A 23,019-nucleotide genomic window follows, 5' to 3' on the forward strand; every position below is an offset into this window, starting at 1 on the left:
TCATATGCGTGCGGCAAGCAGATCCGGGCCAGTTCCCCAACTGTACCGTGCTCAACCATGCAGAATTGCCCCCTCCGCTTCTCTCACGGAGGGGGCAATTGCATGAACTCTTCGTAACCGACCTTACCCACGGTAATAATCGGGGCGCGCGACCTGTTCGTCAGCCTCCGGCGACGGCCGGGATGATCGAGACACCCGCACCGTCCGGGGTCGCCGTCTCCAGGCCCTGCTCGAAGCGCACGTCGTCGTCGTTCACATACACGTTCACGAACCGCCGCAACTTGCCCTGATCGTCGAGCACACGGGCAGCGATCCCCGCATGGTTCTTCTCCAGATCGGCAATGACCTCGGCCAGGGTCGCCCCTTCAGCAGCAACCTCGGCCTGCCCGCCGGTGTAGGTACGCAGGATGGTAGGGATACGAACGTTGACGCTCACGTGAAACCTCCGGTCAGGTGTGTGCCCCTCAGGGGCGCGGGGAACTGCGCGACCAGCCCAAACCAGCCCGCAGACAAACAACTACCGACTACGCCAGCCCAGCCTCACGGAACGACTCAAGATTGGGGCGAATGGTCGCGGTGAGCCCAGTCCCGGCGACCGCGTCAAGAGTCTTCAACCCATCCCCGGTGTTGAGCACCACCGTGGTCAGGCTCGGATCCAACACCCCGTTCTCAACGAGCTTCTTCGTCACGCCGACGGTCACACCCCCCGCCGTCTCAGCGAAGATCCCCTCGGTCCGGGCGAGCAACTTGATCGCCTCAACGACCTGCTCGTCGTTCACGTCCTCCACCGCACCCCCGGTGCGACGCGCGATGTCGAGCACATACGGCCCATCCGCCGGATTCCCGATCGCCAGCGACTTGGCGATGGTGTTCGGCTTCTGCGGCCGGACGACATCGTGCCCCGCCTTGTACGCGACGGAGACAGGGCTGCACCCCTCGGCCTGTGCGCCGAAGATCTTGTACGGCCTGTCCTCGACGAGCCCGAGCTTGATCAGCTCCTGCAGCCCCTTGTCGATCTTCGTGAGCTGCGAGCCCGAGGCGATCGGGATGACCAGCTGGTCCGGCAGCTTCCAGCCGAGCTGCTCGCAGATCTCGTACGCCAACGTCTTGGAGCCCTCGGCGTAGTACGGCCGCAGGTTGACGTTGACGAAGCCCCAGCCCTCGCCGGCCGGGTCGCCGATCAGCTCGGAGCAGAAACGGTTCACGTCGTCGTAGTTGCCCTCGATGCCGACGAGTTCGCCGCCGTAGATCGCGGCCATGACGACCTTGCCCTGCTCCAGGTCGTGCGGGATGAACACGCAGCTGCGGAAGCCGGCGCGGGCCGCGGCGGCGCCCACCGCGCCGGCGAGGTTGCCGGTGGAGGAGCAGGAGAGGGTGGTGAAGCCGAAGACGCGCGCCGCCTCCAGGGCCTGCGCGACGACGCGGTCCTTGAAGGAGTGCGTCGGGTTGCCGGAGTCGTCCTTGACGTACAGACCGCCGGTCACGCCCAGCTCGCGGGCGAGGTTGTCGGCCTTGACGAGCTTGGTCCAACCGGGGTTGATGTTGGGCTTGTCCGCCACGTCAGCGGGGACCGGCAGCAGGGGCGCATAGCGCCAGATGTTCGCGGGGCCCGCCTCGATGCGCTTGCGGAGGTCCTCGGGCTCGTAGGCCGAGAAGTCGTACGCGATCTCGAGCGGGCCGAAACACTCCTCGCACGCGAAGACCGGTCCGAGCGGTACGCGGTGCCCGCATTCGCGGCAGCTGAGGGCGGCGGCGGGGCCGAGGTCGACGGTCGTGGAGTCGGTGGTGCTTGCAGCAGTCTGCGCAGCCATGGAGGCGAGGCCCTTTCTCCTCATCTTCCTCACGGCGCATCTCGCCGTGAGACGGATTTGGCACCTTCCCTAGCCGGGGAGCCTCGCGGATGATCAACACTGATCGACGAGTACCGGCTGGAGGGTTGCCGGGGCTTCAACGGGCCGTTTCCCTCTGCCCCTCTGGATGAGCTGTATTCGATTGTGAGTCGCGGCGACCCCGCACAGCGATCGTCATCCGCGTTGTTCAAGACTGTAACCGACGGCCACGACAGTTGAGAGGGCCGTCCGTAACGCGAGACGACCGTGAGGAGCCGCCGACCGTGCTGGAAGAAGTCGAGCGCTGGCTGCGCACGCGCTCCTGGTCCGCCGCCGACCGCCCGCTCCACCGCATCCTCGCCGCCAAGCAGCGTACGGGCCAGACGGTCTCCGTCGTCCTGCCCGCGCTCAACGAGGAGGAGACGGTCGGCGACATCGTCGCCACCGTCCGGCGCGACCTCGTGGAGGAGGCTCCGCTGGTCGACGAGATCGTCGTCGTCGACTCGGGGTCCACCGACGCCACCTCGAAGGTGGCCGCCGAGGCGGGGGCGCGGGTGGTGCACCGGGACGCGATCCTGCCGCGCATCCCGGCCGTGCCCGGCAAGGGCGAGGTTCTGTGGCGCTCGCTGCTCGTGACGAGCGGCGACATCGTCTGCTTCGTCGACGCGGACCTGCGGGAGTTCTCCTCCGGCTTCGTCTCCGGGATCGTCGGCCCGCTGCTCACCGACCCCGGGATCGACCTGGTCAAGGCCATGTACGACCGGCCGCTCGCCGGGGCGGCGGGGCAGGGCGGCCGGGTCACCGAGCTGATGGCGCGCCCGCTGCTGAACATGCACTGGCCGCAGCTGGCGGGCTTCGTGCAGCCGCTCGGCGGCGAGTACGCGGCCCGCCGCGGCCTGCTGGAACAGCTCCCCTTCCCGGTCGGCTACGGCGTGGAGCTGGGCATGCTGGTCGACGCCCTGCACCTGGTGGGCCTGGACGGGCTCGCCCAGGTCGACGTCGGCGTGCGCAGGCACCGCCACCAGGACGGGCAGGCGCTGGGCCGGATGGCCGCCGCGATCTACCGCACCGCGCAGCTGAGACTGGCCCGCGGACATCTCGTGCGGCCGTCGCTGATCCAGTTCGAGCGGGGCGAGGACGGCTTCGAGCCGCGCACCTACGCGGTGGACACCGAGGAGCGGCCGCCGATGGCGGAGATCGCCGAGTACGCCGAGCGAAGGGTCGCCTGAGCACGGCGACGCGCCGTATGACGCCGCATGACGCGCCGTAAACGGTCCGCCCACGAGGGGCGACCGGACGTTTGAGTGTTTCCAGGCCGGGCTAGGTTGAGGCTTATGGCTTCCACGCACGGCGCTCATCAGGTGCTGGTCGCGTCCAATCGCGGACCGGTCTCGTACGAGGTGCAGGACGACGGCTCGCTGGCCGCGAAGCGCGGCGGCGGGGGGCTGGTCTCCGGGCTGTCGGCGATCGGTCCGGACGCGGGCGCGCTCTGGGTGTGCTCGGCACTGTCCGACGGCGACCGGGAGGCGGTGCGGCGCGGGATCGGCGAGGACGGCGTGCGGATGCTGGACATCCCGGGCGACGTGCACGCGGACGCCTACAACGGCATCGCGAACTCGGTGCTCTGGTTCGTCCACCATCTGCTGTGGCAGACCCCGCTGGAGCCGGTCTTCGACGCGGAGTTCCGGCGGCAGTGGGCGTCGTACGAGACCTACAACCGCGCCTTCGCCGAGGCGCTCGCCGAGGAGGCGGGGCCGGGCGCGGCGGTGCTGGTGCAGGACTACCACCTGTGCCTGGTGCCGGGGATGCTGCGGGAGCTGCGGCCCGACCTGAGGATCGGGCACTTCTCGCACACGCCGTGGGCGCCCGTGGAGTACTTCCGGCTGCTGCCCGACGACATCGCCGAGCAGGTGCTGCGCGGAATGCTGGGCGCCGACCGGCTCGGCTTCCTCACCCGGCGCTGGGCGGACGCCTTCACGGCCTGCTGTACGGCCTTCGTGGGCGGTCTGGGCGGCACGGAGGTCGGGGTGCACGGCCTCGGCGCGGACGCGGACTTCCTGCGCGAGCGGTCGCACCGGGACGACGTGACGGAGCGGATGGCGGCGCTGCGGGACGAGATCGGGGAGGGTCGCAGGACGGTCGTGCGGGTCGACCGCACCGAGCTGTCGAAGAACATCGTGCGCGGGCTGCTGGCGTACCGTCAGTTGCTCGACTCCCGCCCCGAGTGGCGCGAGCGCGTCGTGCACGTGGCCTTCGCCTACCCCTCCCGGCAGGACCTCGCCGTCTACCGGGACTACATGGCCGAGGTGCAGCGAGTGGCGGACGAGATCAACTCCCGTTACGGCACCCCGGGTTGGACCCCGGTCGTGCTGCACCTCAAGGACGACTTCGCCCGCTCGCTCGCCGCCTACCGACTGGCCGACGTGGCCCTCGTCAACCCGATCCGCGACGGCATGAACCTCGTCGCCAAGGAAGTGCCACTGGTCTCCGACAACGGATGCGCCCTGGTCCTCTCCCGCGAGGCAGGCGCCCACGCGGAACTGGGCGAGGACGCGATCACGGTGAACCCCTACGACATCGTGGAAACCGCCAACGCCCTGCACGAGGCCCTGACCATGCCCGCGGAGGAACGAGCGGAACGCGCCAAGCGCCTGTCAGCAGCGGCGACCGCGCTACCGCCGGCCCAATGGTTCCTGGACCAGCTGAACGCCCTGACGGGGCAGGCTGGTTGAGCCGACGGGGCGACGCAGCAACCGGTCCGCCCACCACGACGTCCCCGCGGCCCGGCAACGAGCAGCCCCGGGACGCCACCGACGCGCAGCCGGCCGACGACAGCCGGCCACCGCGCCGCCGCCCACGCAGTGGACCGGTCAGCCAAGCTGAGTCACGAAGGCCCGCGCCAGCGGACGATTCCCGCAGGTCCGACCACCACGACGCCTCCGCGTTCCCGCAGCCCCGCGACGAGCAGACCCGTGACGCCGCCGACCCGCAACCGGCCGACGCGGCCGACCGCGCCACCGACCGCGCACTAAACCGCTCAGCCCAGCCGAGCCGCCATGCCCAGCAGCGGCCGGACGACTCCCGCAGCCGCCCGCACAGTGGTTCCCGAACCAGCTGAACGCCCTGACCGGTCAGCCCAGTCGAGTCGCCAGCCCCCGTAGCAGCGCCACCACCCCCGGTGGGCCGTCCACCACCAGGTCTGCTCGGTCGCGCAGGCGGGTCACCTCGTTGTTGCCGCTGCATACCAGGAGGCCGGGGACGCCTTCGGTGCGTAGTTCGTCGACCGCGTCGAAGGCGGGGAGGTCGCCGAGGTCGTCGCCGGCGTAGAGGACGGACGAGGCGCCGATCTCGCGGACGTACTCCAGCAGGGCCACGCCCTTGTCCATGCCAGGGGGGCGCAGTTCCAGGACCAGGCGGCCGGGTTCGACGATCAGGCCGTGGCGGTGGGCGAGGTCGGTGAGGGGGGCTCGCAGCGCCTCGAAGGCGGCCTGGGGGTCCTGGGCGCGGCGGGTGTGGACCGCGACGGCGCGGCCCTTCTCCTCGATCCAGGTGCCCTGCCAGGCGCCGACGCGGTCGAGCACGCCGGGCAGTTCGGCCCGGACGGCGGCCACGCCGGGGTGCGGGGCGGGTGCGCTGACCTCGCCGCTGACGGCGTCCCAGCGCTCGGCGCCGTAGTGGCCGAGGACGAGCAGGTGCTCCAGGCCCGGCACGCCCGCGAAGCCGCCGTAGCGCACCGCGACCCCGGCCGGGCGGCCGGTGACCACCGCGACGGAGGCGATCCGCGGGGCGAGCGCGGCGAGCGCCGGCACCGCTTCCGGGTGCGCGCGGGCCTGCTCGGGGTCCGCCACGATCGGGGCGAGGGTGCCGTCGAAGTCGAGGCCGACGACGGCTTTCCCGGGGTTGGCGAGCAGCGCGGCGAGTCCGTCGCGTCCCGCCTGTGTGGCAGGCGTCGGCAGGGGGTCCATGGAGTGCGTCGAGTCCGTATCCGTAGGGGTGCCCATACGGCGACCTTAACGGCGAGCGCCCCTCTCAGCGTTCCGCCTGTCTTTGTTCCCTCACCCGCCGCAGCCTGTTCACGGTCACCGGGTCGTGGGCGAGGGCCCTTCTGTCGTCCAGGAGGGCGTTGAGCAGCTGGTAGTAGCGGACCGGGGCCAGGCCCAGTTCCTCGCGGATGGCGCGCTCCTTCGCGCCCGGCCCCGGAAAGCCCCGGCGCTCCAGGGCGAGGACGGCCCGCTCCCGCTCCCCCAGCTGCTCCTCATCCATGCCATGCACGGTAGCCCCCGCCACTGACAGCGCAGCGCCTCGCCACTGACATCACAGCGCCTACTGCGCGTTCTCCGCCATGGTGGCCGTCGACTGGAGCTGCGCGAGGGTGCCCGCGGGGCTGCCGTTGGGGGCGACGGCCCCGCCTATCTCCTTCTTGACGGCCGCGGCGACCTGGGCCCAGGAGGTGTCGCCGACCGGGTAGAGCTCGGACAGCGGCAGCTGGTCCAGGAACGGCTTGAGGTCGGCGTCCTGCTTGTCGTTGCTCATCACCTCGGACGCGGAGGTGGTGACCGGCAGCAGGTCGTACTCGCGGGAGAAGGCGAGCACGTTCTTGGTGCTGTAGACGAAGTCGAGGAAGTCGCCGACCTGCTTGGCGTGCCCGTTCTTCTTGAAGGCCATCATCCAGTCGGCGACACCCATGGTGTTCTTGCTCTTGCCGTCCACACCGGGCATCGGCACCATGCCGTACTTCACGCCCTTCTTCGCGGCGATCTTCATCAGCGAGGGGTGGCCGTTGAGCATGCCGACGTCGCCCTTGGCGAACGCGGCGAAGGCGTCGGCACGGTTGAGCCTGCCGGGCGCGACGGGACCGGTCAGGCCCTTGTCGACCAGGTCGTCCTTGAGCCAGTTGAAGGTGGAGACGTTCTGCGCGGAGTCGATGCCGTAGGTGCCGACGTCGTCGGTGTAGCCACCGCCGCCGCTCAGCAGCCACTGCATCGTCTCGGCCTGCGCCTCCTCGGGGCCGAGCGGCAGCGCGTACGGGTACTTCACGCCCTGCGCCTTGAGCGCCCTGGCGTCGCCGGCCAGCTCGTTCCAGGTCTTCGGCGGGGTGATGCCGGCCTGCTTGAAGAGGGTCTTGTTGTAGAAGAGCAGCCGGGTGGAGGCCGCGAACGGCATCCCGTACTGCACGCCCTTGACCTGGCCCGCGGTGGCGAGCTGGGAGGCGAGGTCGGCCTGCGCGGTGATGGAGAGCAGGTCGTCGGCGGTGTAGAGCAGGTCCTTGTCGGCGTAGTCGGCGTAGGCGCCGATCTGCGCCATGTCGGGCTCCTTGCCCGCGTCGACCAGCTCCTTGACCTTGCGGTCGACGTCGTTCCACGAGTAGACGCTGACGTCGATCTTCACGTCGGGGTGCTTGCTCTCGTACTCGTCGACGAGGTGGTCCCAGTACTTCTGGGAGCTGTTCGCGGCGGAGTCGCCGTAGTCGGCGGCGATCAGCTTCAGGGTGACGTCCCCCGATCCGCCGGTGACGCCGCAGCCGCCGAGGACCGCCGTCATGCCCAGTGCGGACACTGCCGCGATCGTTCCTGTCCTGCGCCGCTGCACTGCTTGTGACCCCAACCCTGCTGTCTGACCGTTCAATATATGGACACAATAGGTCTACACCACGTGAGTGGACTAGACCTCTCGCGGGTCCTGGGGTCACACTGTCCCCCGTGAGACATGTCATCGCCCTCGACGTGGGCGGCACCGGGATGAAGGCCGCTCTGGTCGCGGCCGACGGCGAGCTGCTGCACCAGTCCCGCCGGGCGACCGGGCGCGAGCGCGGGCCGGACGCCGTCGTCGAGGGCATCCTCGACTTCGCCGCCGACCTGAGCGCGTACGGCGCCGAGCATCTCGGCGAGCCCGCGGCCGCGGCCGGGGTCGCCGTCCCCGGCATCGTCGACGCCGAGCGGGGCGTCGCCGCCTACTCGGCCAACCTCGGCTGGCGCGACGTCCCCCTGCGCGACCGGCTGTACGCGAAGCTCGGCGTCCCGGTGGCCCTCGGCCACGACGTGCGCACCGGCGGCCTCGCGGAGGGCCGGATCGGGGCGGGCAAGGGCGCCGACCGTTTCATGTTCGTGCCCCTCGGCACCGGCATCGCGGGCGCCATCGGGATCGAGGGCCGGGTGGAGGCGGGCGCGCACGGCTTCGCGGGCGAGATCGGCCACATCGTCGTACGGCCGGGAGGCAGCCCCTGTCCGTGCGGGCAGACCGGCTGCCTGGAGCGCTACGCCTCCGCCGCGGCCGTGAGCGAGGCGTGGGCGGCGGCCTGCGGCGACCCCGAGGCGGACGCCGCGGACTGCGCGAAGGCTGTCGCGTCCGGTGACCCGAACGCCGTCCGAGTCTGGCAGGAGGCAGTCGACGCCCTGGCGGACGGCCTGGTCACCGCCCTCACCCTGCTGGACCCGCGCACGCTGATCATCGGTGGCGGCCTCGCGGAGGCGGGGGAAACCTTGTTCACACCCCTGCGGGACGCCGTCCGCCGCCGGGTCACCTTCCAGAAACTGCCGCAGATCGTTCCCGCGGCCCTGGGCGACACGGCAGGTTGCCTCGGCGCCGGCCTCCTGGCCTGGGACCTCCTCACTACAACTGACCGCACGGAGGTAACCACCTGATGGCAGCCCACCCAGGGGCGCGGGACAGCGCCGATTTGCGACTCCGTCGCGGGGCGCGACCAGCCACGACGCACCCGCAGGTACTCTCCGGCGGCCGGGTGGTCCTCCCCACCGGCACGGTGCCCGACGGCCGCGTCATCGTCGAGGGCACCCGTATCACCGCCGCGGCTCCCGAGAACGCCCAGGTCATCGATGTCACCGGGCACTACGTCGTCCCCGGCTTCATCGACATCCACAACCACGGTGGCGGCGGCGCCTCCTTCACCTCGGGCACGGTCGAGGAGGTCCTCAAGGGCATCCACACCCACCGGCTGCACGGCACGACCACCGTCGTCGCCTCGACGGTCACCGGTGACATGGACTTCCTCGCCCAGCGGGCGGGGCTGCTGAGCGAGCTCGCGGAGCAGGGGGACATCGCCGGCATCCACTTCGAGGGCCCGTTCATCTCGCCGTGCCGCAAGGGCGCCCACTCCGAGCCGCTGCTGCGCGACCCGGACCCGGCGGAGGTGCGCAAGCTGATCGACGCGGCGCGCGGCCACGCGAAGATGGTCACGCTCGCCACCGAACTGCCGGGCGGCGTCGACTCCGTACGGCTGCTGGCGGAGCACGGTGTGATCGCGGCGATCGGGCACACGGACGCGACGTACGAGCAGACGGTGGAGGCGATCGAGGCCGGCGCCACGGTCGCGACGCACCTGTTCAACGCGATGCCGTCGATCGGGCACCGGGCCCCCGGCCCGATCACGGCCCTCCTGGAGGACGAGCGGATCACCGTCGAGCTGATCGACGACGGCACGCACCTGCACCCGGCCGCGCTCCAGCTGGCGTTCCATCACGCGGGCGCGGACCGGGTCGCCTTCATCACCGACGCGATGGACGCGGCCGGCTTTGTCGACGGCAGGTACATGCTCGGCCCGCTGGAGGTCGAGGTCAGCGAGGGAGTGGCGCGGCTGGTGGAGGGCGGCTCGATCGCGGGCTCCACGCTGACGCTGGACCGCGCGTTCAAGCGGGCGGCGACCGTGGACGGGCTGCCGGTGGAGGCCGTGGTGGCGGCGATCTCGGCCAACCCGGCCAAGCTGCTCGGTATGTACGACACCGTCGGCTCGCTGGAGCCCGGCAAGGACGCCGATCTGGTGATCCTGGACGAGCGGTTCGAACTCAAGGGCGTGATGCGCCGAGGGGAATGGGTGGTCGATCCCCAACTGGGATGATCTGTCCGCCTGTTGAGGACGGCGGTTGTGCTGGGAGACTGGGACGGCCGCCGTCCGTTTGGCATGATCGCCTTTCCGGACGGACAGATGCATCTTCGGGGGAGGTCGGCGCGGTTGATCCTCACGGTCACGCTGAACACCGCTCTCGACATCACGTACCGCGTGCCGGTCCTCGAACCGCACGCCACCCACCGGGTCACCGAGGTGACCGAGCGGCCCGGCGGCAAGGGCGTGAACGTCGCACGGGTACTCGCGGCGCTGGGCCACGAAGTGACGGTGACGGGCTTCACGGGCGGCGCGACGGGCCGCACGGTCCAGGAGGGCCTGACCGCCGTTCCGCATCTGGTGGACGCGCTCGTCCCGGTCGAGGGCCCGACCCGCCGCACGATCGCGCTGGTGGACGACCGCACCGGCGACACCACGCAGCTCAACGAACCCGGCCCCACCATCACGCCCGCCGAGTGGGCCGCTTTCCAGGAGGCCTACGAGGACCTGGTCGCGTCGGCGTCCGCGGTGGCGCTGTGCGGCAGCCTGCCGCCGGGGGTGCCGGTGGGGGCGTACGCGGGCCTGGTGCGCGCCGCCAGAGCCGCCGCCGTTCCCGTCCTGCTGGACACCAGCGGGGAGCCGCTGCGCCGCGGGGTCGCCGCCCGCCCGGACATCGTGAAGCCGAACGTTGACGAACTGGCCGAACTCACCGGCTCCCACGAGCCGTTGCGCGCCACCCAGGACACCCGCCGCCGGGGCGCCCGCGCGGTGGTCGCCTCACTGGGCACCGAGGGCCTCCTCGCGGTGACCCCGGAAGGCCGCTGGCGCGCCACACCCCCGTCCCGCCTGCACGGCAACCCGACGGGAGCGGGCGACTCGGCGGTGGCGGGCCTGCTGTCGGGCCTGGTGGAACAACTCCCGTGGCCGGACCGCCTGTCCCGCGCCGTCGCCCTGTCGGCGGCGACGGTCGCGTCACCGACGGCCGGGGAGTTCGACCGGCGGACGTACGAGGAACTGGCGGAACGGGTCACCGTGACCCAGGAGGCGTCAGCCGCCTGATCCGACCCAGCCCTTGACCAGCCACATCTGGTCCAGCAGGGCATCGCACTGGTTGCCCTGCTCGCAGGACAGCTTGATGGTGTTGGTGCCCTTGTTGAGCTGGACGTAGTTGTACGTCTTCGTCCAGCCCTTCTCGTAGTCACCGCCGGAGGCGTTCGCCCAGTTCTTCAGGTCGACGGGCTTCTTGGACGCTGTGCCGTTGACCGTGAGGGTGGCGGTGGCGTCCTTGCCGGGCACGCTGTAGCCGACGTACACGCTGTACTTGCCGGACTTGGGGATGCCGTTGACGGTCCAGGTGAGCGACGCGCCGACCGCGTTGAAGCCCGTCACATAGACGCCGCCGTCCGCCTGCGCCCCCTTCACGTCCGACGCCGTCGTCGTCCCGCCGTCCAGGCGCAGCGCCTTCGCGTCGATCGTCGGCAGGTCGTCCTGCGCGGCGGCGCTGTTGCTGTTGGAGGGGCTCGGCTCCGAGCTCTGCTGGGCCGACGGCGTGCTGGAGGCGCCGTCGCTCGCCTTGTCGTTCTGGGAGTCGCCGTTCATCATCGCCACGCCGATGCCGATCACGACCGCGGCGACCACGGCGATCGCGCCGATCAGCAGGCCCTTGGTGTTGGGGCCTCGGCCGCGGCCGCCGGCGCCGCCGCTGTAGGCGGGCTGCTGCGGGGCGGTGGGCGCGCCGCCGCCGGGAAGTGTCTCCGGCGCGGCGTAGTGGGCGTTCGGCTGGCCGTAGGCGCCCTGCTGCTGCGGGATCTGGCCGTAGGCGGCCGTCTGCTGCCCCGGCTGCCCGTACTGCCGCTGGCCGACCGCGCGCACCCGGTTGACCGAGTTCGGGTAGCCGTAGCCACCACCGGACGGCGGCTGGGCTCCGTTGGCCTGCCCGTCGGCGTAGAGGTAGCCGAACGGGTCTTCGTCCTCGGGCGTACTGGCGCCGTTGTTGCCGGACGTCATCCCTTGGTACTCCTCAGCGGTGCGGGTCGGGTGCGATGCGTTGCGATGCATGGGGTCGGACTGGCGAGCCTACCCGCTCCCGCTGTGCCAAACGGGTGACTCGGATCGCATCGGGCCACACCCGGCTCGCTGACCTGGAGATCAGCCCGCGCGCCTGTGTTGTTTGGGACGAGATCGTTTCTCTACGTACATCCGCTCGTCGGCGGACTTCAACACTTCGTCCGCGGTCATTCCGCAGTGCGCCCAGCCGATGCCGAAGCTGGCACCGACGCGCATGGCCCGTCCGTCGACCCGGATGGGCTGGATGATCTCGTTGCGCAGCCGTACGGCGAGGTCCTGGGCGTCCGCCCGGCCCAGCCCGTCGGCCAGCACCACGAACTCGTCGCCGCCGAGCCGCGCCACCGTGTCCCCGTCGCGCACCCCGCGCGAGAGCCTGCGGGCGACCTCGATGAGGACGGCGTCACCGGCGTTGTGCCCGAACCGGTCGTTGATCGACTTGAAGCCGTCGAGGTCGCAGAAGAGCACCGCGAGCCCCTTGGTGCCGTCGTCGTGCTCCCCGTCCGGCGCGATGGTGTGCACATGGTGGTCGAAGCCTTCGAAGACCTCGACGTCGCCGCCCGGCCGGAAGTCGAAGCCGTGGCCGTTCGCGTCGAAGGCCGGGTGGCCGTACGCCGCGTCCAGGGACTCCAGGGCGCCGGGGAGGGTGGGGCGCTGGCACAGCCGCGAGGACAGCCGCGAGCGCAGCTCGGCGGAGTTCGGCAGGCCGGTGAGCGAGTCGTGCGAGGCGCGGTGGGCGAGCTGCAGCTCGCGGCGCTTGCGCTCCTCGATGTCCTCGACGTGGGTGAGCAGGAAGCGGGGGCCGTCGGCGGCGTCGGCGACGACGCTGTTGCGCAGCGACACCCAGACGTACGTGCCGTCCCGGCGCCCGAGCCGGAGTTCCGCGCGGCCGCCTTCGGCGGAGGTCCGCAGCAGGGTGCCGATGTCCTCGGGGTGGACCAGGTCGGAGAAGGAGTAGCGGCGCATCGCGGAGGCGGGGCGGCCCAGCAGCCGGCACAGGGCGTCGTTGGTGCGCAGGATCCGGCCGTGCTGGTCGCCGCCCATCTCGGCGATGGCCATGCCGGAGGGGGCGTACTCGAAGGCCTGCCGGAAGCTCTCCTCGCTGGCGCGCAGGGCCTGCTGCTCCCTTTCGAGCCGGACCAGCGCGCGCTGCATGTTGGCGCGCAGGCGGGCGTTGCTGATCGCGATGGCGGCCTGGAACGCGTACATCTGGAGCGCCTCGCGGCCCCATGCGCCCGGCTTGCGGCCGTTGCGCGGGCGGTCCACGGACAGCACGCCGATCAGCTCACCGCGGGAGGCGCTCGGGCCGCCGGGGGTGTACATGGGCGCGAAGAGGCGGTCGGCGGGGTGCCACTCGTCCTCGAAGCGGGGCGCGGGCCCTTCGGTGTACCACTGCGGGACGTCGTCGTCGTCGAGGACCCAGCCCTCGGTGTGCGGTATGAAGACCAGGTCGCCCCACTGCTCGCCCATGCCCAGGCGGCGGTCCCAGGACGGTCGGGGGCCGACGCGGCCGGTGATGAGCGCCTCGGCCGCCGCGTTGCCGGCGAAGGCGGCGACCACGAGGTCGCCGTCGGGGCGGACGAGGTTGACGGCCGCCAGTTCGTAGCCGAGGCCGTTCACCACGCCCTCCGCGACCGTCTGCAGTGTGTCCGCCAGACTGCGGGCCGTGTTCATGTCAGCCATGACCTGGTGCAGTTGCCGCAGGGTGGCAAGACGGACGTAGGGCTCCGACTCGGTCTCCATGCTCGCCCTCCCCCCGAGACCTCGCAGCGAATCAAGGGTTCTCATCGGCGTATCGTTCTGGCAGCTTCCCAGCCACTGAATCACAGCGCGCTGCCCACTCGGTACACAGGGTCAACAATTAATGGCCCTTGTGACTCAAGTCACAGCTAAACATGAACAATTGAGTGGGGTTTCTGCGTTTTCCCTGTGCGTTTACTGAATGCAAACTTTGTGGGTTTGTGGAGACCCGGCTCCGTCGGTGGTCCTAGGCCCGATCTCGGACCCGGGCCCGATGCGACCCGTGCACAGCGGACATTAGCGTTTCCGGCGTGCCGAACACTCGCCTTGCCGCATTCCCGATCACTGCTCCGACCGCCTCCGGGCATGCTGAGGGGGTGAGCAACGACGAGTTCCGCGCCGCCATGTCCCGGCTGGCCGCGGGCGTGGTCCTGGTGACCGCCCAGGAGCCGCCGCTGGACCCCGACGACCCGTCGGCGCCCGGCGGCGAGGACGTCGGCATGACGGCGACGTCCTTCATGTCGGTCTCCCTCGACCCCCCTCTGGTCCTGGTCGGCCTGCGCGAGGGCTCCCGCATGGACGACCTGCTCGACGAACAGCCCCTGTGGGGGGTCTCGGTCCTCGCCGAGAGCCAGCGCCACATCGCCGGCCGCTTCGCCATGAAGGGCCGCATCAGCGACCGCCTGCTCTTCGAGGACATTCCCTACGTCCGCGGCACGGTCAGCGGCGCCCCCCTGGTCGGCGGCGCCCTGGCCACCCTGGAATGCCGCACCGAGCAACGCGTCACGGCCGGCGACCACACCCTGGTCATCGGCCGCGTCCTGACAGCCTCCGTACCGAGCGCGGACGGCGGGCCTCTGGCGTACTTCCGGGGGCGGTACCGGCAGTTGGGGTGACCGGGGAATGGTGACCGGGGAATGGTGACCGGGGAATGGTGACCGGGGAAATACGTGGCACGCACGCGTGCCCGCCTTCTAACGTGCGCACATGACAACGCCAGAGCCTCACCTCGAGGAAGTCACCCCGCTCAACCTCGAAGCCGCGCTCGGCATCCGCATCAGGCCCGACCAGGAACACGCGGTCGAGCCCGTGGCGCACTCGCTGGCCGAGGCGTACGTGCGGCCCCCGGGGGTCGCCTGGCCCCGTCTGATCGTCGACGGCGACCGCGCGGTCGGCTTCCTGATGGCGTTCCTCGACATCGACTGGCCCGGCGACGGCACCCTGCGCCGCTCCGGCCTGTGGCGGCTCAACATCGCCGCCGCCGAACAGGGGCGCGGCTACGGCCGCTTCGCCGTCGAGTCCGTCGCCGCCGAGATCCGCAGCCGCGGCGGCACCCGGCTCTACGTCACCTGGCACCCCGGCCCCGACGGCCCGGAGGGCTTCTACAAGAGGCTGGGCTTCCGGGTCACCGGGGAGGAGAGCGGAGGTCAGACGGTGGGCGTCCTGGATCTCGACCGGTCCTGACCGGTCCCGGAGCCCCGGCTGGAGAAGCTCCCGCTAGAGAAGCTCCACGTCCAGGGCCGCCACCCGCTGCGGGTCCGTGACGATCTCGATCACGGCGATGCGGTCCCGTACGAACGTGAAGGACAGGGCCCGGTCCAGACGGTCCTCCAGGAACACCGCGAGGCCCGTCGCGCCGCCCACCAGGGCGTCGCGCGCCACGTACGCGAAGTGCGCGAAGCTCGACGCGCCCTTGGCCACGGCCTGCGCGCCGACGGTGACGCCCACGTCGGTGCGCGCGACGACGTCCGGGTCGAGCAGCTTCACCAGCGCCTCGAAGTCGCCCTCCCGGGCCGCCGCCAGGAACGCGTTCACGACCTCCCGCTGCCGCACCTGGACCCGGTCGGGCGCGTCGGCGCCCTGCACCCTGCGCCGCGCCCTGCTGGCCAGCTGCCGCGCCGCGACCGGGCTGCGCCCCACGATCTCCCCGACCTCCTCGTAGGACACCGCGAACAGGTCATGCAGCACGAACGCCAGCCGCTCGGCGGGCGACAGCGTCTCCAGGACGACGATCAGCGCGGCGCCCACGGAGTCCGCGAGCAGCGCGTCCTGCTCGGGCCCGGCCACGGCGGCGTCCGCGGGCACGGTGGTCTCCAGCGGCTCCTCCGCGCGCGACTTGCGGGAGCGCAGCATGTCCAGGCAGACCCGCCCGACCACCGTCGTCAGCCAGCCCCCGAGATTCTCCACCTGAGCGGTGTCCGAACGGCTCAGCCGGAACCACGCCTCCTGCACCGCGTCGTCGGCCTCGGCCCCCGAACCGAGCATGCGGTAGGCGACGGCACGCAGATGACTTCGGTGCGATTCGAATCGCCGGGCGAGAAATTCTTTGTCCGCCGCATTCCGGACGCCGTCCCCCACGGGAATTCCGTTGTCGTTCATCGCCACAGCTCCTCGCACGCGTTCCCCTGTCGACGACTTGACGTACGAGAGGCCGCGGATGTGACAGGGAACGTTCTACGACGACCCGAATGCACGCGCTTTCTCAGTGCCACTAGCGCTCAGTGCCAGTCGCGGCCGGACCGTCCCCGTTTCGTCTGCGAACGCTGCTTCTTCTCCTGCAGCCGCCGCTCATTGATGCCCCGCGGGATACGGGTCGGGCGGCGCGGCTTGGGCGGCGGCGCCGTCGCCTCGGCGAGCAGCGCGGCGAGCCGCACCGCCGCGGTCTCGCGATTGCGCCACTGCGAACGGTGCTCGGAGGCACGCACGGCGATCACGCCGTCGACGAGCCGGCCGGCCAGCTTCTCCAGCGCGCGCCGCTTCCACACCTCGGGCAGCGCCTCCGTGCCTGCCAGGTCGAAGCGCAGCTCCACCTGTGAGTCGCTGGTGTTGACGTGCTGTCCGCCGGGCCCGGACGACCGCGAGAAGCGCCACATGAGCTCGGCCTCGGGCAGGGAGACGGAGCCGCGGATGACATAGGGACCGGACATGTGCCCCATCGTCCCCTGGCTGACCCGCACACGTCACGTGAATAACGTTCACCGGGAGTTCGGTAAAGAAAGTAAAGGAGCGCGGAACCTTCCGTACCCCTCTTGGCGTTCATAGGGGTAGCTGTAGCTTCGTGCCGTACTGCCCGTGCGGTACCACTGCTGTACACAACGAGGGAAAGGACTCCCAACCATGGCTGTAAGCCTGTCCAAGGGTGGCAACGTCTCGCTCACCAAGGAGGCTCCGGGCCTGACCGCCGTCACTGTGGGCCTCGGCTGGGACGTCCGCACCACCACCGGCACGGACTTCGACCTCGACGCCTCCGCGATCGCGGTGAACCCGGAGGGCAAGGTCTACTCGGACGCCCACTTCGTCTTCTTCAACAACAAGCAGACCCCGGACAACACGATCGTCCACACCGGCGACAACCGCACCGGCGAGGGCGCGGGCGACGACGAGGCGATCAACGTCAACCTGGCGGCCCTCCCGGCCGACGTCGACAAGATCGTCTTCCCGGTCTCGATCTACGACGCGGAGACCCGCTCGCAGAACTTCGGCCAGGTCCGCAACGCCTACATCCGCATCGTCAACCAGGCCGGCGGCACCGAGATCGCCCGCTACGACCTCTCGGAGGACGCGGCCACCGAAACGGCCATGGTCTTCGGCGAGCTCTACCGCAACGGCGCGGAGTGGAAGTTCCGCGCAGTGGGCCAGGGCTACGCCTCGGGCCTGTCGGGCATCGCCCAGGACTTCGGCGTCAACGTCTGAGACACGCTGCGCTGAGCGCAGGCCCCCGGCTGCAGTCAACTGCGGCCGGGGGTTTTGGCGTTCAGTTCCCTTCAGTCCTTGAGGTGCGGCAGGAAGGTCGCCCACGCGGTGGGGGCGAAGGTGAGACGAGGCCCAGAGGTGTTCTTGGAATCGCGGACGTGAATCGTGCGGGGCGCTATCGCGATCTCGACGCAGGAGTTGCCATCGGTGCCGCTGCTGTAGCTGCTCTTGAACCACACCAGTTTGCGGATCATGTCTCTCCCAGCAGTTGCTCGACGAAGGCCTGCGACTCTCGGGACGGGAGAGCCTGAGCCCGGATGGTGCCATACCGCAGCTCAAGGACGCGGAGTTGTTTCGGATCGGTGATGGGGCGGCCGCTGAAAGCGCCGTCCGAGCGCCCCACCGCCGTACCGTCCGGAAACTTCAACAGCTCGATCCTGCCGTCGAGGCCGGGGTGGGCATCACTGTTCGTCGGCATGACCTGAAGCGTGACGTTGCGCAACCTCCCTACCTCCAGCAGGCGTTCGAGCTGCTGTCGCCACACCATTGTGCCTCCGACCTGTCGACGGACCACCGCCTCCTCCAGGACGAAGTGGAGGGAGGGAGCCGGGTCACGGTCGAAGACCGACTGCCGGGCCAGACGCGCAGCAACCATGCGTTCCACGTCCTCTTGCGAATACGGCGGTTGCGCCGCTTCGAAAAGGGTCCGCGCATGGTCCGGCGTCTGCAACAACCCATGCACGCTGTTGCACTCGTAGACGCCGATCTCAACCGCCTGGGACTCCAACTTGGCCAGTTGGCGAACCCTCTTCGGATACCGGACCTTCCTCACGTCCTCCTTCATGGCCGCGATGAGCCCGCCCGCGCCCAGCACCTCGTCGGCCCTGTCCAGATACTCCAGCCGGGGAATCCGTTTCCCGCCCTCGACCTTGTAGACCAGGTCCTCGCCGTATCCGACCGCCTCCCCGAACTCGGCGGCCCGCATCCCCACAGCCTCCCGCCGTAGCTTCAACTGCCGCCCGACGGTGGCAATCACCGCCACCCCCCACTCGTCGTCCGGGTCGACCTCCCACCCAGGCTCGACCACTTCGCCGTCCACACTCATCGCACACGCCTCCATCGCCGACAGCCCGGACAGCACCGGACAAGCTCCGGACAGTCACCGTACGTACCGGATCCGTCACTGTTCACAGTAAGCACGCGCCGCCACTCTGAGTGATGTGAACCAAGAAACCGCCGTCATCCGAAACTTCACGGTCCAGCTCTCCTGCACGCCACGTGGAGCCCGTCTGGCCCGGCTGCTAGCAAGGGAGCAACTCCGCATGTGGGGACTGCCGTTCGACCCGGCGGAGCACATCGTGGCCGAGCTGGCGACGAACGCGGCCACGCACGGGCGCGTACCGGGACGCGACTTCCGCCTCACGCTCTACGTGGTGGCAGACACCCTGCGCATCGAGGTGACGGACACACGGGGTGACCGCCTGCCTCAAACCCAACTCCCGCTGCCGGACTCCGAGTCGGGCCGTGGCCTCGTACTCGTGGACGCACTCGCGGACAAGTGGGGCGTCGCACCGGGCCTGTCACCACGCAAGACGGTCTGGGCCGAAGTGGGTCTCTCACCGCACGCCAAGAACCCTGACTTCGGCGCCACGGGCGGTCTTGTCCAAGAAACACGACGGTGAAAGAACCCCCGCCAAACCCCACCCCTCCTCCCGCGGCCGCCGCCGAAGTGCATCTCACCCGCCAGGGTGAACATCACCAACTCAGCTGGATTTCGGCCCGGTTGCTTGCTCTACGCTCGCCGCAACACGACCGCTGACATGCAGCACGCATGCAACGGCCCTCGCAGGGCTGGCATCCCAATGCGAGGGCCTGACCACCAAGGAAGAAGACCCTTCCCGATGGACACCGGAAACCCTAGCGCGCCCTCGCGCACCCAGTCCCGTATCGCGGGTAAAAACCACCCTCACGCGGGTGGCCTCATTCACGACAACGTCCGCCACACGTCCCGCTTCACGGTCATCGGCAACCACCTCGCCCAGCACCCGGAGCTGTCGGGCCTCGCCATCGGACTGGCCGTGTACATCCAGTCGCTCCCGGCCGGCGCCCGCGTCGACATCAGGACCCTCGCCGCCCGCTTCCCGGAGGGCACGACCCGTATCGCCGCGGCCCTGCGCGAGCTGGAGACCCACGGCTACCTGCGCCGCACCCGCGAACGCACCGGAAACGGCCGCATCGTCACCCGTACGGTGTCCTGCAACCAGCCGGGCCACGCCAGGGGCGCGCACACGCAACACCCCCGCAGCACGCCGCGCCCGAACAAGACAACACCCAAGCCCCTGCCGCCGGTGCCCACCCCGTCCTACCCCTCCCCCACCCTCATCCGGCAGGCCACGGACCTCCTGGCGGACCTCCACCGCCAGGACCGACGCCTGCTGCTCAGCGAACGCGACGCAGCCCATCTGGCGCCCGGCGTAGCCGCCTGGCTGGAGCGCGAGGTCACCCCCACCGCCGTACGCGAAGCCCTGACCGCAGACCTCCCCCGCGAACCCCTCTGCCGCCCCGCGTCCCTCCTGGCCCACCGCCTCACCACGCACCTACCGCCCCCACCCCCCTTCCGCACCCCACCCCCGCCACCCCAGCACCCCCTCCGCAACTGCGACGGCTGCGACCGCGCCTTCCGCGCCCCAGAACCGGGCCACTGCCGCGACTGCCGCTTCGCGCGCTAAGAGCCCGCCTAACGTGAACGCCGCGCTGCACCGGTACCGGGCCCTGCGGTCCTTCATTCAGTCCTTGGACGACTCCCTCCCCGGGAAGTTCGAAATCACCAAGGAAGGGCTCGTCCATGACCCGTTGTCGCCTGTCGGCCCTCATGAGCTGACCACCGTGCACCTGCGGAGGCGCCTGGAAAGGGTGATGCCGGAAGAGATCGTGGCTCACACGGGCGAACCGGATGTCGAGGACGAGTCCCAGGGCCTCATGCGCCGCCCTGACGTCATGGTGATCACCATGGAGGACATGGACGTCCCGGGCTCCTTCGATCCCCGCACTGTCATCGCCGCCATCGAGGTCGTGTCCCGCTCCAATCCGGACAACGACTGGATCACCAAGATGCGCGACTACCCCCTGATGGGCATCCCCGTCTACGCCGTCTTCGACCCCCGCACAGGCAAGGGCGCCGTCCTCACCGACATCCACCCCACCCCCGACGGCCCCCGTTACGCCACCCGAAAGGACTTCGTCTACGGCGAGGACATCACCATCGCCGACTGGACGATCTCTACCGCCCACCTGCCGCGTTATCCGGAGTGAACGAACCCCCAGGGCCTCGCGGCGTATACGGTCCGGGCATGTTCCTCGAACGGCTCGCCCCGACAGACGGCGCCCTCCCCGGTGAACTGCTCACTGAACTCACCGCCCTCTACGCCTCCAACCGCGAGTTCCACGCCCTGAGCGGAGACTTCCCGGACCCGGACGACATCCGCCCCGAGCAGGTCGCGACCGCGCTGGCGGACGAGTTCGTGAACCCGGACGTCGAGGTGCTGCTCGCCCGCAGCGAGGGGTTGCTGACCGGCATCGCCATCACCCTCGCCCACCACCCCGACCCGTCCGACCCGGACCCGTGGATCGGCCTGATGATGGTGGACGCCAGCCTGCAGGGCCAAGGCTTCGGCCGCCGCCTGGCGACGCTCGTCGAGGACCGCTTCCGTACGACGGGCCGGAACGCCGTCCGTATCGCCGTACTGGACAACAACCCGAAGGGCCTGGCCTTCTGGACCGCCCTCGGCTACGAGCCCATCGACCGCCGCACCGACCTCCAACTGGGCCGCCCCTGCACGGTGTTGCGCAAGGAACTCCCCACCCCGACCACCTGATCCGCCCGGCAGCCGGGCAAGATTCCGACGTGGAATGGACGACCTTGGCCGCAACCGGTCTCGGCGCGCTGATCGGCGTCGGCTCGACCCTGCTCGCCGACCGGGCCCGCTGGCGACGGGACGCGGCCGCGCGCGACCACCAGGAGCGCCGGGACATCTACGTGACCTGCCTGACGAAGTACCGGCAGGCATACGAGCTGATGCACGCGGCCGCCACGACGCACCGGGACCGGGACACGCTCGACGCGGCCGTACGGGAGGCGTTCCGGACCTCGGGCTGCGACGAGGTCCGCGAGTCGGCGCTGATCTGCGCGCCCCAGGAACTGTCGGACCTGCTCGAAGCCGTCTACGCCACCCTGCGCGAACTGCAGGAGATGTTCGCCGCCGGTGACCCGCCGCCGGACTCACCCGAGTTCCAGGAGCACCGGCTGAGGCACGGGCGGGCGGTCTGGGCGGCGCGGGCGGCGATGCGCCGTGACCTGGAACGCCGCGTCTGACCCCGCTGCCCCACGGGCTATCGGGTCTCCGGTTTCCCGTCCCCGTACAACCAGTCCCTCCAGATCGAGCCGAAGTCCTCATCCGGCGCCTGCTTCTCGACGTACGCCGTGAAATCGCCGGTGTCGGCGTTCCCGTGGCGGTGGGCGGCGGCCCAGCCCTGGAGGATGTGGTGGAAGGCGGGGTCACCGACCTTCTGCCGGATCTTGTGGAGGACCATCGCGCCGCGGACGTAGACCGGGTCGTCGGAGATGTGGGCGGCGCTGCTCGGTTTTGCCGGCGGGAAGGACCACAGGTGCGGGTGGTCGTCCTCGCCGTGGGCGTAGAGCGTGTCGAAGGTCTTCTGCGCGCTGTCGCCGCCGTGGTCCTCCGCCCACAGCCACTCCGCGTAGGTGGCGAACCCCTCGTTGAGCCACATGTCCCGCCAGGTGCTGGGTGTGACGGAGTCGCCGTACCACTGGTGGGCGAGTTCGTGCACGAGGGTCGTGGTGTCGGGGGCGCCGGGGAAGACGGGCCGGTTCTGGGTCTCCAGGGCGTATTCGGCGTCCTGCGGGCGGTCGACGATCACGCCGGTGGAGGAGAAGGGGTACGCCCCGAAGGTGTGCTCCTCCCACTCGATGATCTCGGGGAGCTTGGCGAGCACCTTGCGGCTCGCCTTCGTCTGCGCCGGGTCGACGGCCACGTACGCCGGCAGCCGGTCCTTGCCGATGGTGGAGCGGCTGATGTCGTAGTGGCCGACGGCGACCGTGGCGAGATAGCTCGCCATCGGCTCGGCGGTGTGCCACGTGAAGGTCGTCCGTCCTCTGCTGCTGTTCGTCTCGCGCGTCAACTCCCCGTTCGAGACGGCCTGCAGCCCCTTCGGCACGGTGATCGCGATGTCGTACGTCGCCTTGTCGGAGGGGTGGTCGTTGCCCGGGAACCAGGTCATGGAGCCGACGGGTTCGCCGAGCGCGAGCGCGCCGTCGGCCGTGCGCAGCCAGCCCTCGTGGGAGCCGTCGGGGTCGGTGAGGGTCTGCGGGGTGCCGGAGTAGCGGACGGTGACGTGGAAGGTCTCGTGGTCGCGGAGGTCGTCGTGCGGGCGGACGGTCAGCTCCTGCCCGGCGCGGTTCCAGCGGGCGCTGCGGCCCTCGACGGTGACCCCGTCGACGTGCAGCCCGTCCAGGTCGAGGTCGAAGGCGGTGAGGTCCTGGGTGGCGCGGGCGGTGAGGGTCGCGGTGCCGGTGAGACGGTGTGCGCCGGCCGGGTCGTAGGCCAGTTTCAGGTCGTAGTGCCCGACGTCGTACCCGCCGTTGCCCGCCCTGGGGAAGTAGGGGTCGTGCACGCCCGAGCCGCCAGGGGTGCCGTGGACTCCGCCGTCGCACGCGGTCAGGGTGAGGGCGAGGGCGAGCAGGACAGCCAGGACAACCGGTACGGATCGGGGCACGGCTGCGATCCTAGGGCGACCGGTGCTCGGTCTCGCGCGTCCGCGACGGCGTGACACCATCTC

The 23,019-nt window shown here is 70.4% G+C and carries 25 protein-coding genes and 1 riboswitch; of the genes, 13 read left to right on the plus strand and 12 right to left on the minus strand.

Features of this window, described 5'->3' with window-relative positions:
* Nucleotides 1–160: 160 nt before the first annotated feature.
* Complete coding sequence (locus tag JYK17_RS07790) at nucleotides 161–436, minus strand: MoaD/ThiS family protein (protein WP_108008805.1); 276 nt, start codon at nucleotides 434–436, stop codon at nucleotides 161–163.
* Between the two features lie 88 nt (nucleotides 437–524).
* The gene (gene thrC / locus JYK17_RS07795) at nucleotides 525–1,811 is read right to left on the minus strand and encodes a threonine synthase (protein WP_108008807.1); all 1,287 of its coding nucleotides are present in this window, start codon (nucleotides 1,809–1,811) and stop codon (nucleotides 525–527) included.
* Between the two features lie 17 nt (nucleotides 1,812–1,828).
* A riboswitch (SAM riboswitch) is annotated at nucleotides 1,829–1,984 on the minus strand.
* A gap of 129 nt (nucleotides 1,985–2,113) precedes the next feature.
* Between thrC and JYK17_RS07800 the strand changes: the two genes are divergently transcribed.
* Together JYK17_RS07800 and JYK17_RS07805 are read left to right on the plus strand one after the other, a co-directional pair.
* The gene (locus JYK17_RS07800; RefSeq protein WP_128802258.1) at nucleotides 2,114–3,058 is read left to right on the plus strand and encodes a glucosyl-3-phosphoglycerate synthase; all 945 of its coding nucleotides are present in this window, start codon (nucleotides 2,114–2,116) and stop codon (nucleotides 3,056–3,058) included.
* 105 nt (nucleotides 3,059–3,163) lie between these two features.
* Nucleotides 3,164–4,561 (plus strand): alpha,alpha-trehalose-phosphate synthase (UDP-forming), encoded by a 1,398-nt coding sequence (locus JYK17_RS07805; protein ID WP_108008812.1) that lies wholly within the window; start codon nucleotides 3,164–3,166, stop codon nucleotides 4,559–4,561.
* A gap of 399 nt (nucleotides 4,562–4,960) precedes the next feature.
* On the opposite strand, the gene otsB is transcribed toward JYK17_RS07805, so the two are convergent.
* From otsB to JYK17_RS07820, 3 genes are read right to left on the minus strand one after another with little or no spacing between them, the layout of a single operon-like run.
* Entirely contained in the window at nucleotides 4,961–5,830 is an 870-nt protein-coding gene (gene otsB, locus JYK17_RS07810; protein WP_222810086.1) for a trehalose-phosphatase, read from the minus strand.
* 28 nt (nucleotides 5,831–5,858) lie between these two features.
* Nucleotides 5,859–6,092 carry a DUF3263 domain-containing protein gene (locus tag JYK17_RS07815; protein WP_108009169.1) on the minus strand — a complete coding sequence of 78 codons (234 nt, stop codon included), beginning with the start codon at nucleotides 6,090–6,092 and terminating at the stop codon, nucleotides 5,859–5,861.
* Between the two features lie 60 nt (nucleotides 6,093–6,152).
* The gene (locus tag JYK17_RS07820; protein WP_222810125.1) at nucleotides 6,153–7,418 is read right to left on the minus strand and encodes an ABC transporter substrate-binding protein; all 1,266 of its coding nucleotides are present in this window, start codon (nucleotides 7,416–7,418) and stop codon (nucleotides 6,153–6,155) included.
* A gap of 110 nt (nucleotides 7,419–7,528) precedes the next feature.
* Between JYK17_RS07820 and JYK17_RS07825 the strand changes: the two genes are divergently transcribed.
* The 3 genes from JYK17_RS07825 to JYK17_RS07835 all read left to right on the plus strand — a co-directional run bounded on the left by JYK17_RS07825 (nucleotide 7,529) and on the right by JYK17_RS07835 (nucleotide 10,725).
* Nucleotides 7,529–8,470, plus strand: coding sequence for an ROK family protein (locus tag JYK17_RS07825; RefSeq protein WP_222810087.1), 942 nt, complete (start codon nucleotides 7,529–7,531; stop codon nucleotides 8,468–8,470).
* The gene (gene nagA / locus JYK17_RS07830) at nucleotides 8,470–9,681 is read left to right on the plus strand and encodes an N-acetylglucosamine-6-phosphate deacetylase (protein WP_234548057.1); all 1,212 of its coding nucleotides are present in this window, start codon (nucleotides 8,470–8,472) and stop codon (nucleotides 9,679–9,681) included. Before JYK17_RS07825 ends, nagA begins: the two co-directional genes overlap by 1 nt.
* A gap of 114 nt (nucleotides 9,682–9,795) precedes the next feature.
* Nucleotides 9,796–10,725 (plus strand): 1-phosphofructokinase family hexose kinase, encoded by a 930-nt coding sequence (locus tag JYK17_RS07835; RefSeq protein WP_222810088.1) that lies wholly within the window; start codon nucleotides 9,796–9,798, stop codon nucleotides 10,723–10,725.
* Here the strand turns inward: JYK17_RS07835 and JYK17_RS07840 are convergent.
* Both JYK17_RS07840 and cdgB read right to left on the minus strand, forming a co-directional pair.
* Nucleotides 10,714–11,673, minus strand: coding sequence for a carbohydrate-binding protein (locus JYK17_RS07840; RefSeq protein ID WP_222810089.1), 960 nt, complete (start codon nucleotides 11,671–11,673; stop codon nucleotides 10,714–10,716). The two genes, JYK17_RS07835 and JYK17_RS07840, sit on opposite strands and share 12 nt — an antisense overlap.
* A gap of 141 nt (nucleotides 11,674–11,814) precedes the next feature.
* Nucleotides 11,815–13,473 carry a diguanylate cyclase CdgB gene (gene cdgB, locus JYK17_RS07845; RefSeq protein WP_108008826.1) on the minus strand — a complete coding sequence of 553 codons (1,659 nt, stop codon included), beginning with the start codon at nucleotides 13,471–13,473 and terminating at the stop codon, nucleotides 11,815–11,817.
* Nucleotides 13,474–13,781: 308 nt separating this feature from the next.
* On the opposite strand from cdgB, the gene JYK17_RS07850 reads away from it, so the two are divergent.
* Both JYK17_RS07850 and JYK17_RS07855 read left to right on the plus strand, forming a co-directional pair.
* Nucleotides 13,782–14,366 carry a flavin reductase family protein gene (locus JYK17_RS07850; protein WP_108008828.1) on the plus strand — a complete coding sequence of 195 codons (585 nt, stop codon included), beginning with the start codon at nucleotides 13,782–13,784 and terminating at the stop codon, nucleotides 14,364–14,366.
* A gap of 91 nt (nucleotides 14,367–14,457) precedes the next feature.
* On the plus strand, nucleotides 14,458–14,934 hold the full coding sequence (locus JYK17_RS07855) for a GNAT family N-acetyltransferase (protein WP_108008830.1): 477 nt from the start codon (nucleotides 14,458–14,460) through the stop codon (nucleotides 14,932–14,934).
* Between the two features lie 33 nt (nucleotides 14,935–14,967).
* Here JYK17_RS07855 and JYK17_RS07860 read toward each other — a convergent pair whose 3' ends face one another.
* Together JYK17_RS07860 and arfB are read right to left on the minus strand one after the other, a co-directional pair.
* Entirely contained in the window at nucleotides 14,968–15,849 is an 882-nt protein-coding gene (locus tag JYK17_RS07860; RefSeq protein ID WP_222810090.1) for a sigma-70 family RNA polymerase sigma factor, read from the minus strand.
* Nucleotides 15,850–15,968: 119 nt separating this feature from the next.
* A complete protein-coding gene (gene arfB, locus JYK17_RS07865) occupies nucleotides 15,969–16,406 on the minus strand; it encodes an alternative ribosome rescue aminoacyl-tRNA hydrolase ArfB (protein WP_222810091.1) in 438 nt (145 codons plus the stop codon).
* Nucleotides 16,407–16,587: 181 nt separating this feature from the next.
* Between arfB and JYK17_RS07870 the strand changes: the two genes are divergently transcribed.
* Complete coding sequence (locus JYK17_RS07870) at nucleotides 16,588–17,163, plus strand: TerD family protein (protein ID WP_108008836.1); 576 nt, start codon at nucleotides 16,588–16,590, stop codon at nucleotides 17,161–17,163.
* Nucleotides 17,164–17,234: 71 nt separating this feature from the next.
* On the opposite strand, the gene JYK17_RS07875 is transcribed toward JYK17_RS07870, so the two are convergent.
* Entirely contained in the window at nucleotides 17,235–17,417 is a 183-nt protein-coding gene (locus JYK17_RS07875; RefSeq protein ID WP_222810092.1) for a DUF397 domain-containing protein, read from the minus strand.
* On the minus strand, nucleotides 17,414–18,268 hold the full coding sequence (locus tag JYK17_RS07880) for a helix-turn-helix domain-containing protein (protein ID WP_128802262.1): 855 nt from the start codon (nucleotides 18,266–18,268) through the stop codon (nucleotides 17,414–17,416). Before JYK17_RS07880 ends, JYK17_RS07875 begins: the two co-directional genes overlap by 4 nt.
* 115 nt (nucleotides 18,269–18,383) lie before the next feature.
* Between JYK17_RS07880 and JYK17_RS07885 the strand changes: the two genes are divergently transcribed.
* The 5 genes from JYK17_RS07885 (at nucleotide 18,384) to JYK17_RS07905 (ending at nucleotide 21,535) form a co-directional block, all read left to right on the plus strand.
* Nucleotides 18,384–18,845, plus strand: a complete 462-nt coding sequence (locus tag JYK17_RS07885; RefSeq protein ID WP_128802263.1) for an ATP-binding protein — start codon at nucleotides 18,384–18,386, stop codon at nucleotides 18,843–18,845.
* 219 nt (nucleotides 18,846–19,064) lie between these two features.
* Entirely contained in the window at nucleotides 19,065–19,892 is an 828-nt protein-coding gene (locus JYK17_RS07890) for a helix-turn-helix domain-containing protein (RefSeq protein WP_128802264.1), read from the plus strand.
* A gap of 13 nt (nucleotides 19,893–19,905) precedes the next feature.
* Entirely contained in the window at nucleotides 19,906–20,475 is a 570-nt protein-coding gene (locus JYK17_RS07895) for a Uma2 family endonuclease (protein ID WP_108008844.1), read from the plus strand.
* A 38-nt stretch (nucleotides 20,476–20,513) separates the two neighbouring features.
* Nucleotides 20,514–21,038, plus strand: coding sequence for a GNAT family N-acetyltransferase (locus JYK17_RS07900; protein ID WP_108008846.1), 525 nt, complete (start codon nucleotides 20,514–20,516; stop codon nucleotides 21,036–21,038).
* 29 nt (nucleotides 21,039–21,067) lie between these two features.
* Entirely contained in the window at nucleotides 21,068–21,535 is a 468-nt protein-coding gene (locus tag JYK17_RS07905; RefSeq protein ID WP_108008848.1) for a hypothetical protein, read from the plus strand.
* Nucleotides 21,536–21,552: 17 nt separating this feature from the next.
* On the opposite strand, the gene JYK17_RS07910 is transcribed toward JYK17_RS07905, so the two are convergent.
* A complete protein-coding gene (locus tag JYK17_RS07910; protein WP_308011655.1) occupies nucleotides 21,553–22,956 on the minus strand; it encodes a M1 family metallopeptidase in 1,404 nt (467 codons plus the stop codon).
* Nucleotides 22,957–23,019: the final 63 nt, after the last annotated feature.

Source organism: Streptomyces plumbidurans (assembly GCF_019857225.1).
GTDB lineage: Bacteria > Actinomycetota > Actinomycetes > Streptomycetales > Streptomycetaceae > Streptomyces > Streptomyces plumbidurans.

Bases quoted from the DNA above. Each gene is read 5' to 3' on its own strand.
- cdgB (WP_108008826.1), bottom strand. From the start codon at position 13,473: ATGGAGACCGAGTCGGAGCCCTACGTCCGTCTTGCCACCCTGCGGCAA.
- thrC (WP_108008807.1), bottom strand. From the start codon at position 1,811: ATGGCTGCGCAGACTGCTGCAAGCACCACCGACTCCACGACCGTCGAC.
- JYK17_RS07890 (WP_128802264.1), top strand. From the start codon at position 19,065: ATGGACACCGGAAACCCTAGCGCGCCCTCGCGCACCCAGTCCCGTATC.
- JYK17_RS07875 (WP_222810092.1), bottom strand. From the start codon at position 17,417: ATGATCCGCAAACTGGTGTGGTTCAAGAGCAGCTACAGCAGCGGCACC.
- JYK17_RS07860 (WP_222810090.1), bottom strand. From the start codon at position 15,849: ATGAACGACAACGGAATTCCCGTGGGGGACGGCGTCCGGAATGCGGCG.
- JYK17_RS07855 (WP_108008830.1), top strand. From the start codon at position 14,458: ATGACAACGCCAGAGCCTCACCTCGAGGAAGTCACCCCGCTCAACCTC.
- JYK17_RS07870 (WP_108008836.1), top strand. From the start codon at position 16,588: ATGGCTGTAAGCCTGTCCAAGGGTGGCAACGTCTCGCTCACCAAGGAG.
- JYK17_RS07805 (WP_108008812.1), top strand. From the start codon at position 3,164: ATGGCTTCCACGCACGGCGCTCATCAGGTGCTGGTCGCGTCCAATCGC.
- nagA (WP_234548057.1), top strand. From the start codon at position 8,470: ATGGCAGCCCACCCAGGGGCGCGGGACAGCGCCGATTTGCGACTCCGT.
- otsB (WP_222810086.1), bottom strand. From the start codon at position 5,830: ATGGGCACCCCTACGGATACGGACTCGACGCACTCCATGGACCCCCTG.
- JYK17_RS07900 (WP_108008846.1), top strand. From the start codon at position 20,514: ATGTTCCTCGAACGGCTCGCCCCGACAGACGGCGCCCTCCCCGGTGAA.
- JYK17_RS07880 (WP_128802262.1), bottom strand. From the start codon at position 18,268: ATGAGTGTGGACGGCGAAGTGGTCGAGCCTGGGTGGGAGGTCGACCCG.
- JYK17_RS07840 (WP_222810089.1), bottom strand. From the start codon at position 11,673: ATGACGTCCGGCAACAACGGCGCCAGTACGCCCGAGGACGAAGACCCG.
- JYK17_RS07815 (WP_108009169.1), bottom strand. From the start codon at position 6,092: ATGGATGAGGAGCAGCTGGGGGAGCGGGAGCGGGCCGTCCTCGCCCTG.
- arfB (WP_222810091.1), bottom strand. From the start codon at position 16,406: ATGGGGCACATGTCCGGTCCCTATGTCATCCGCGGCTCCGTCTCCCTG.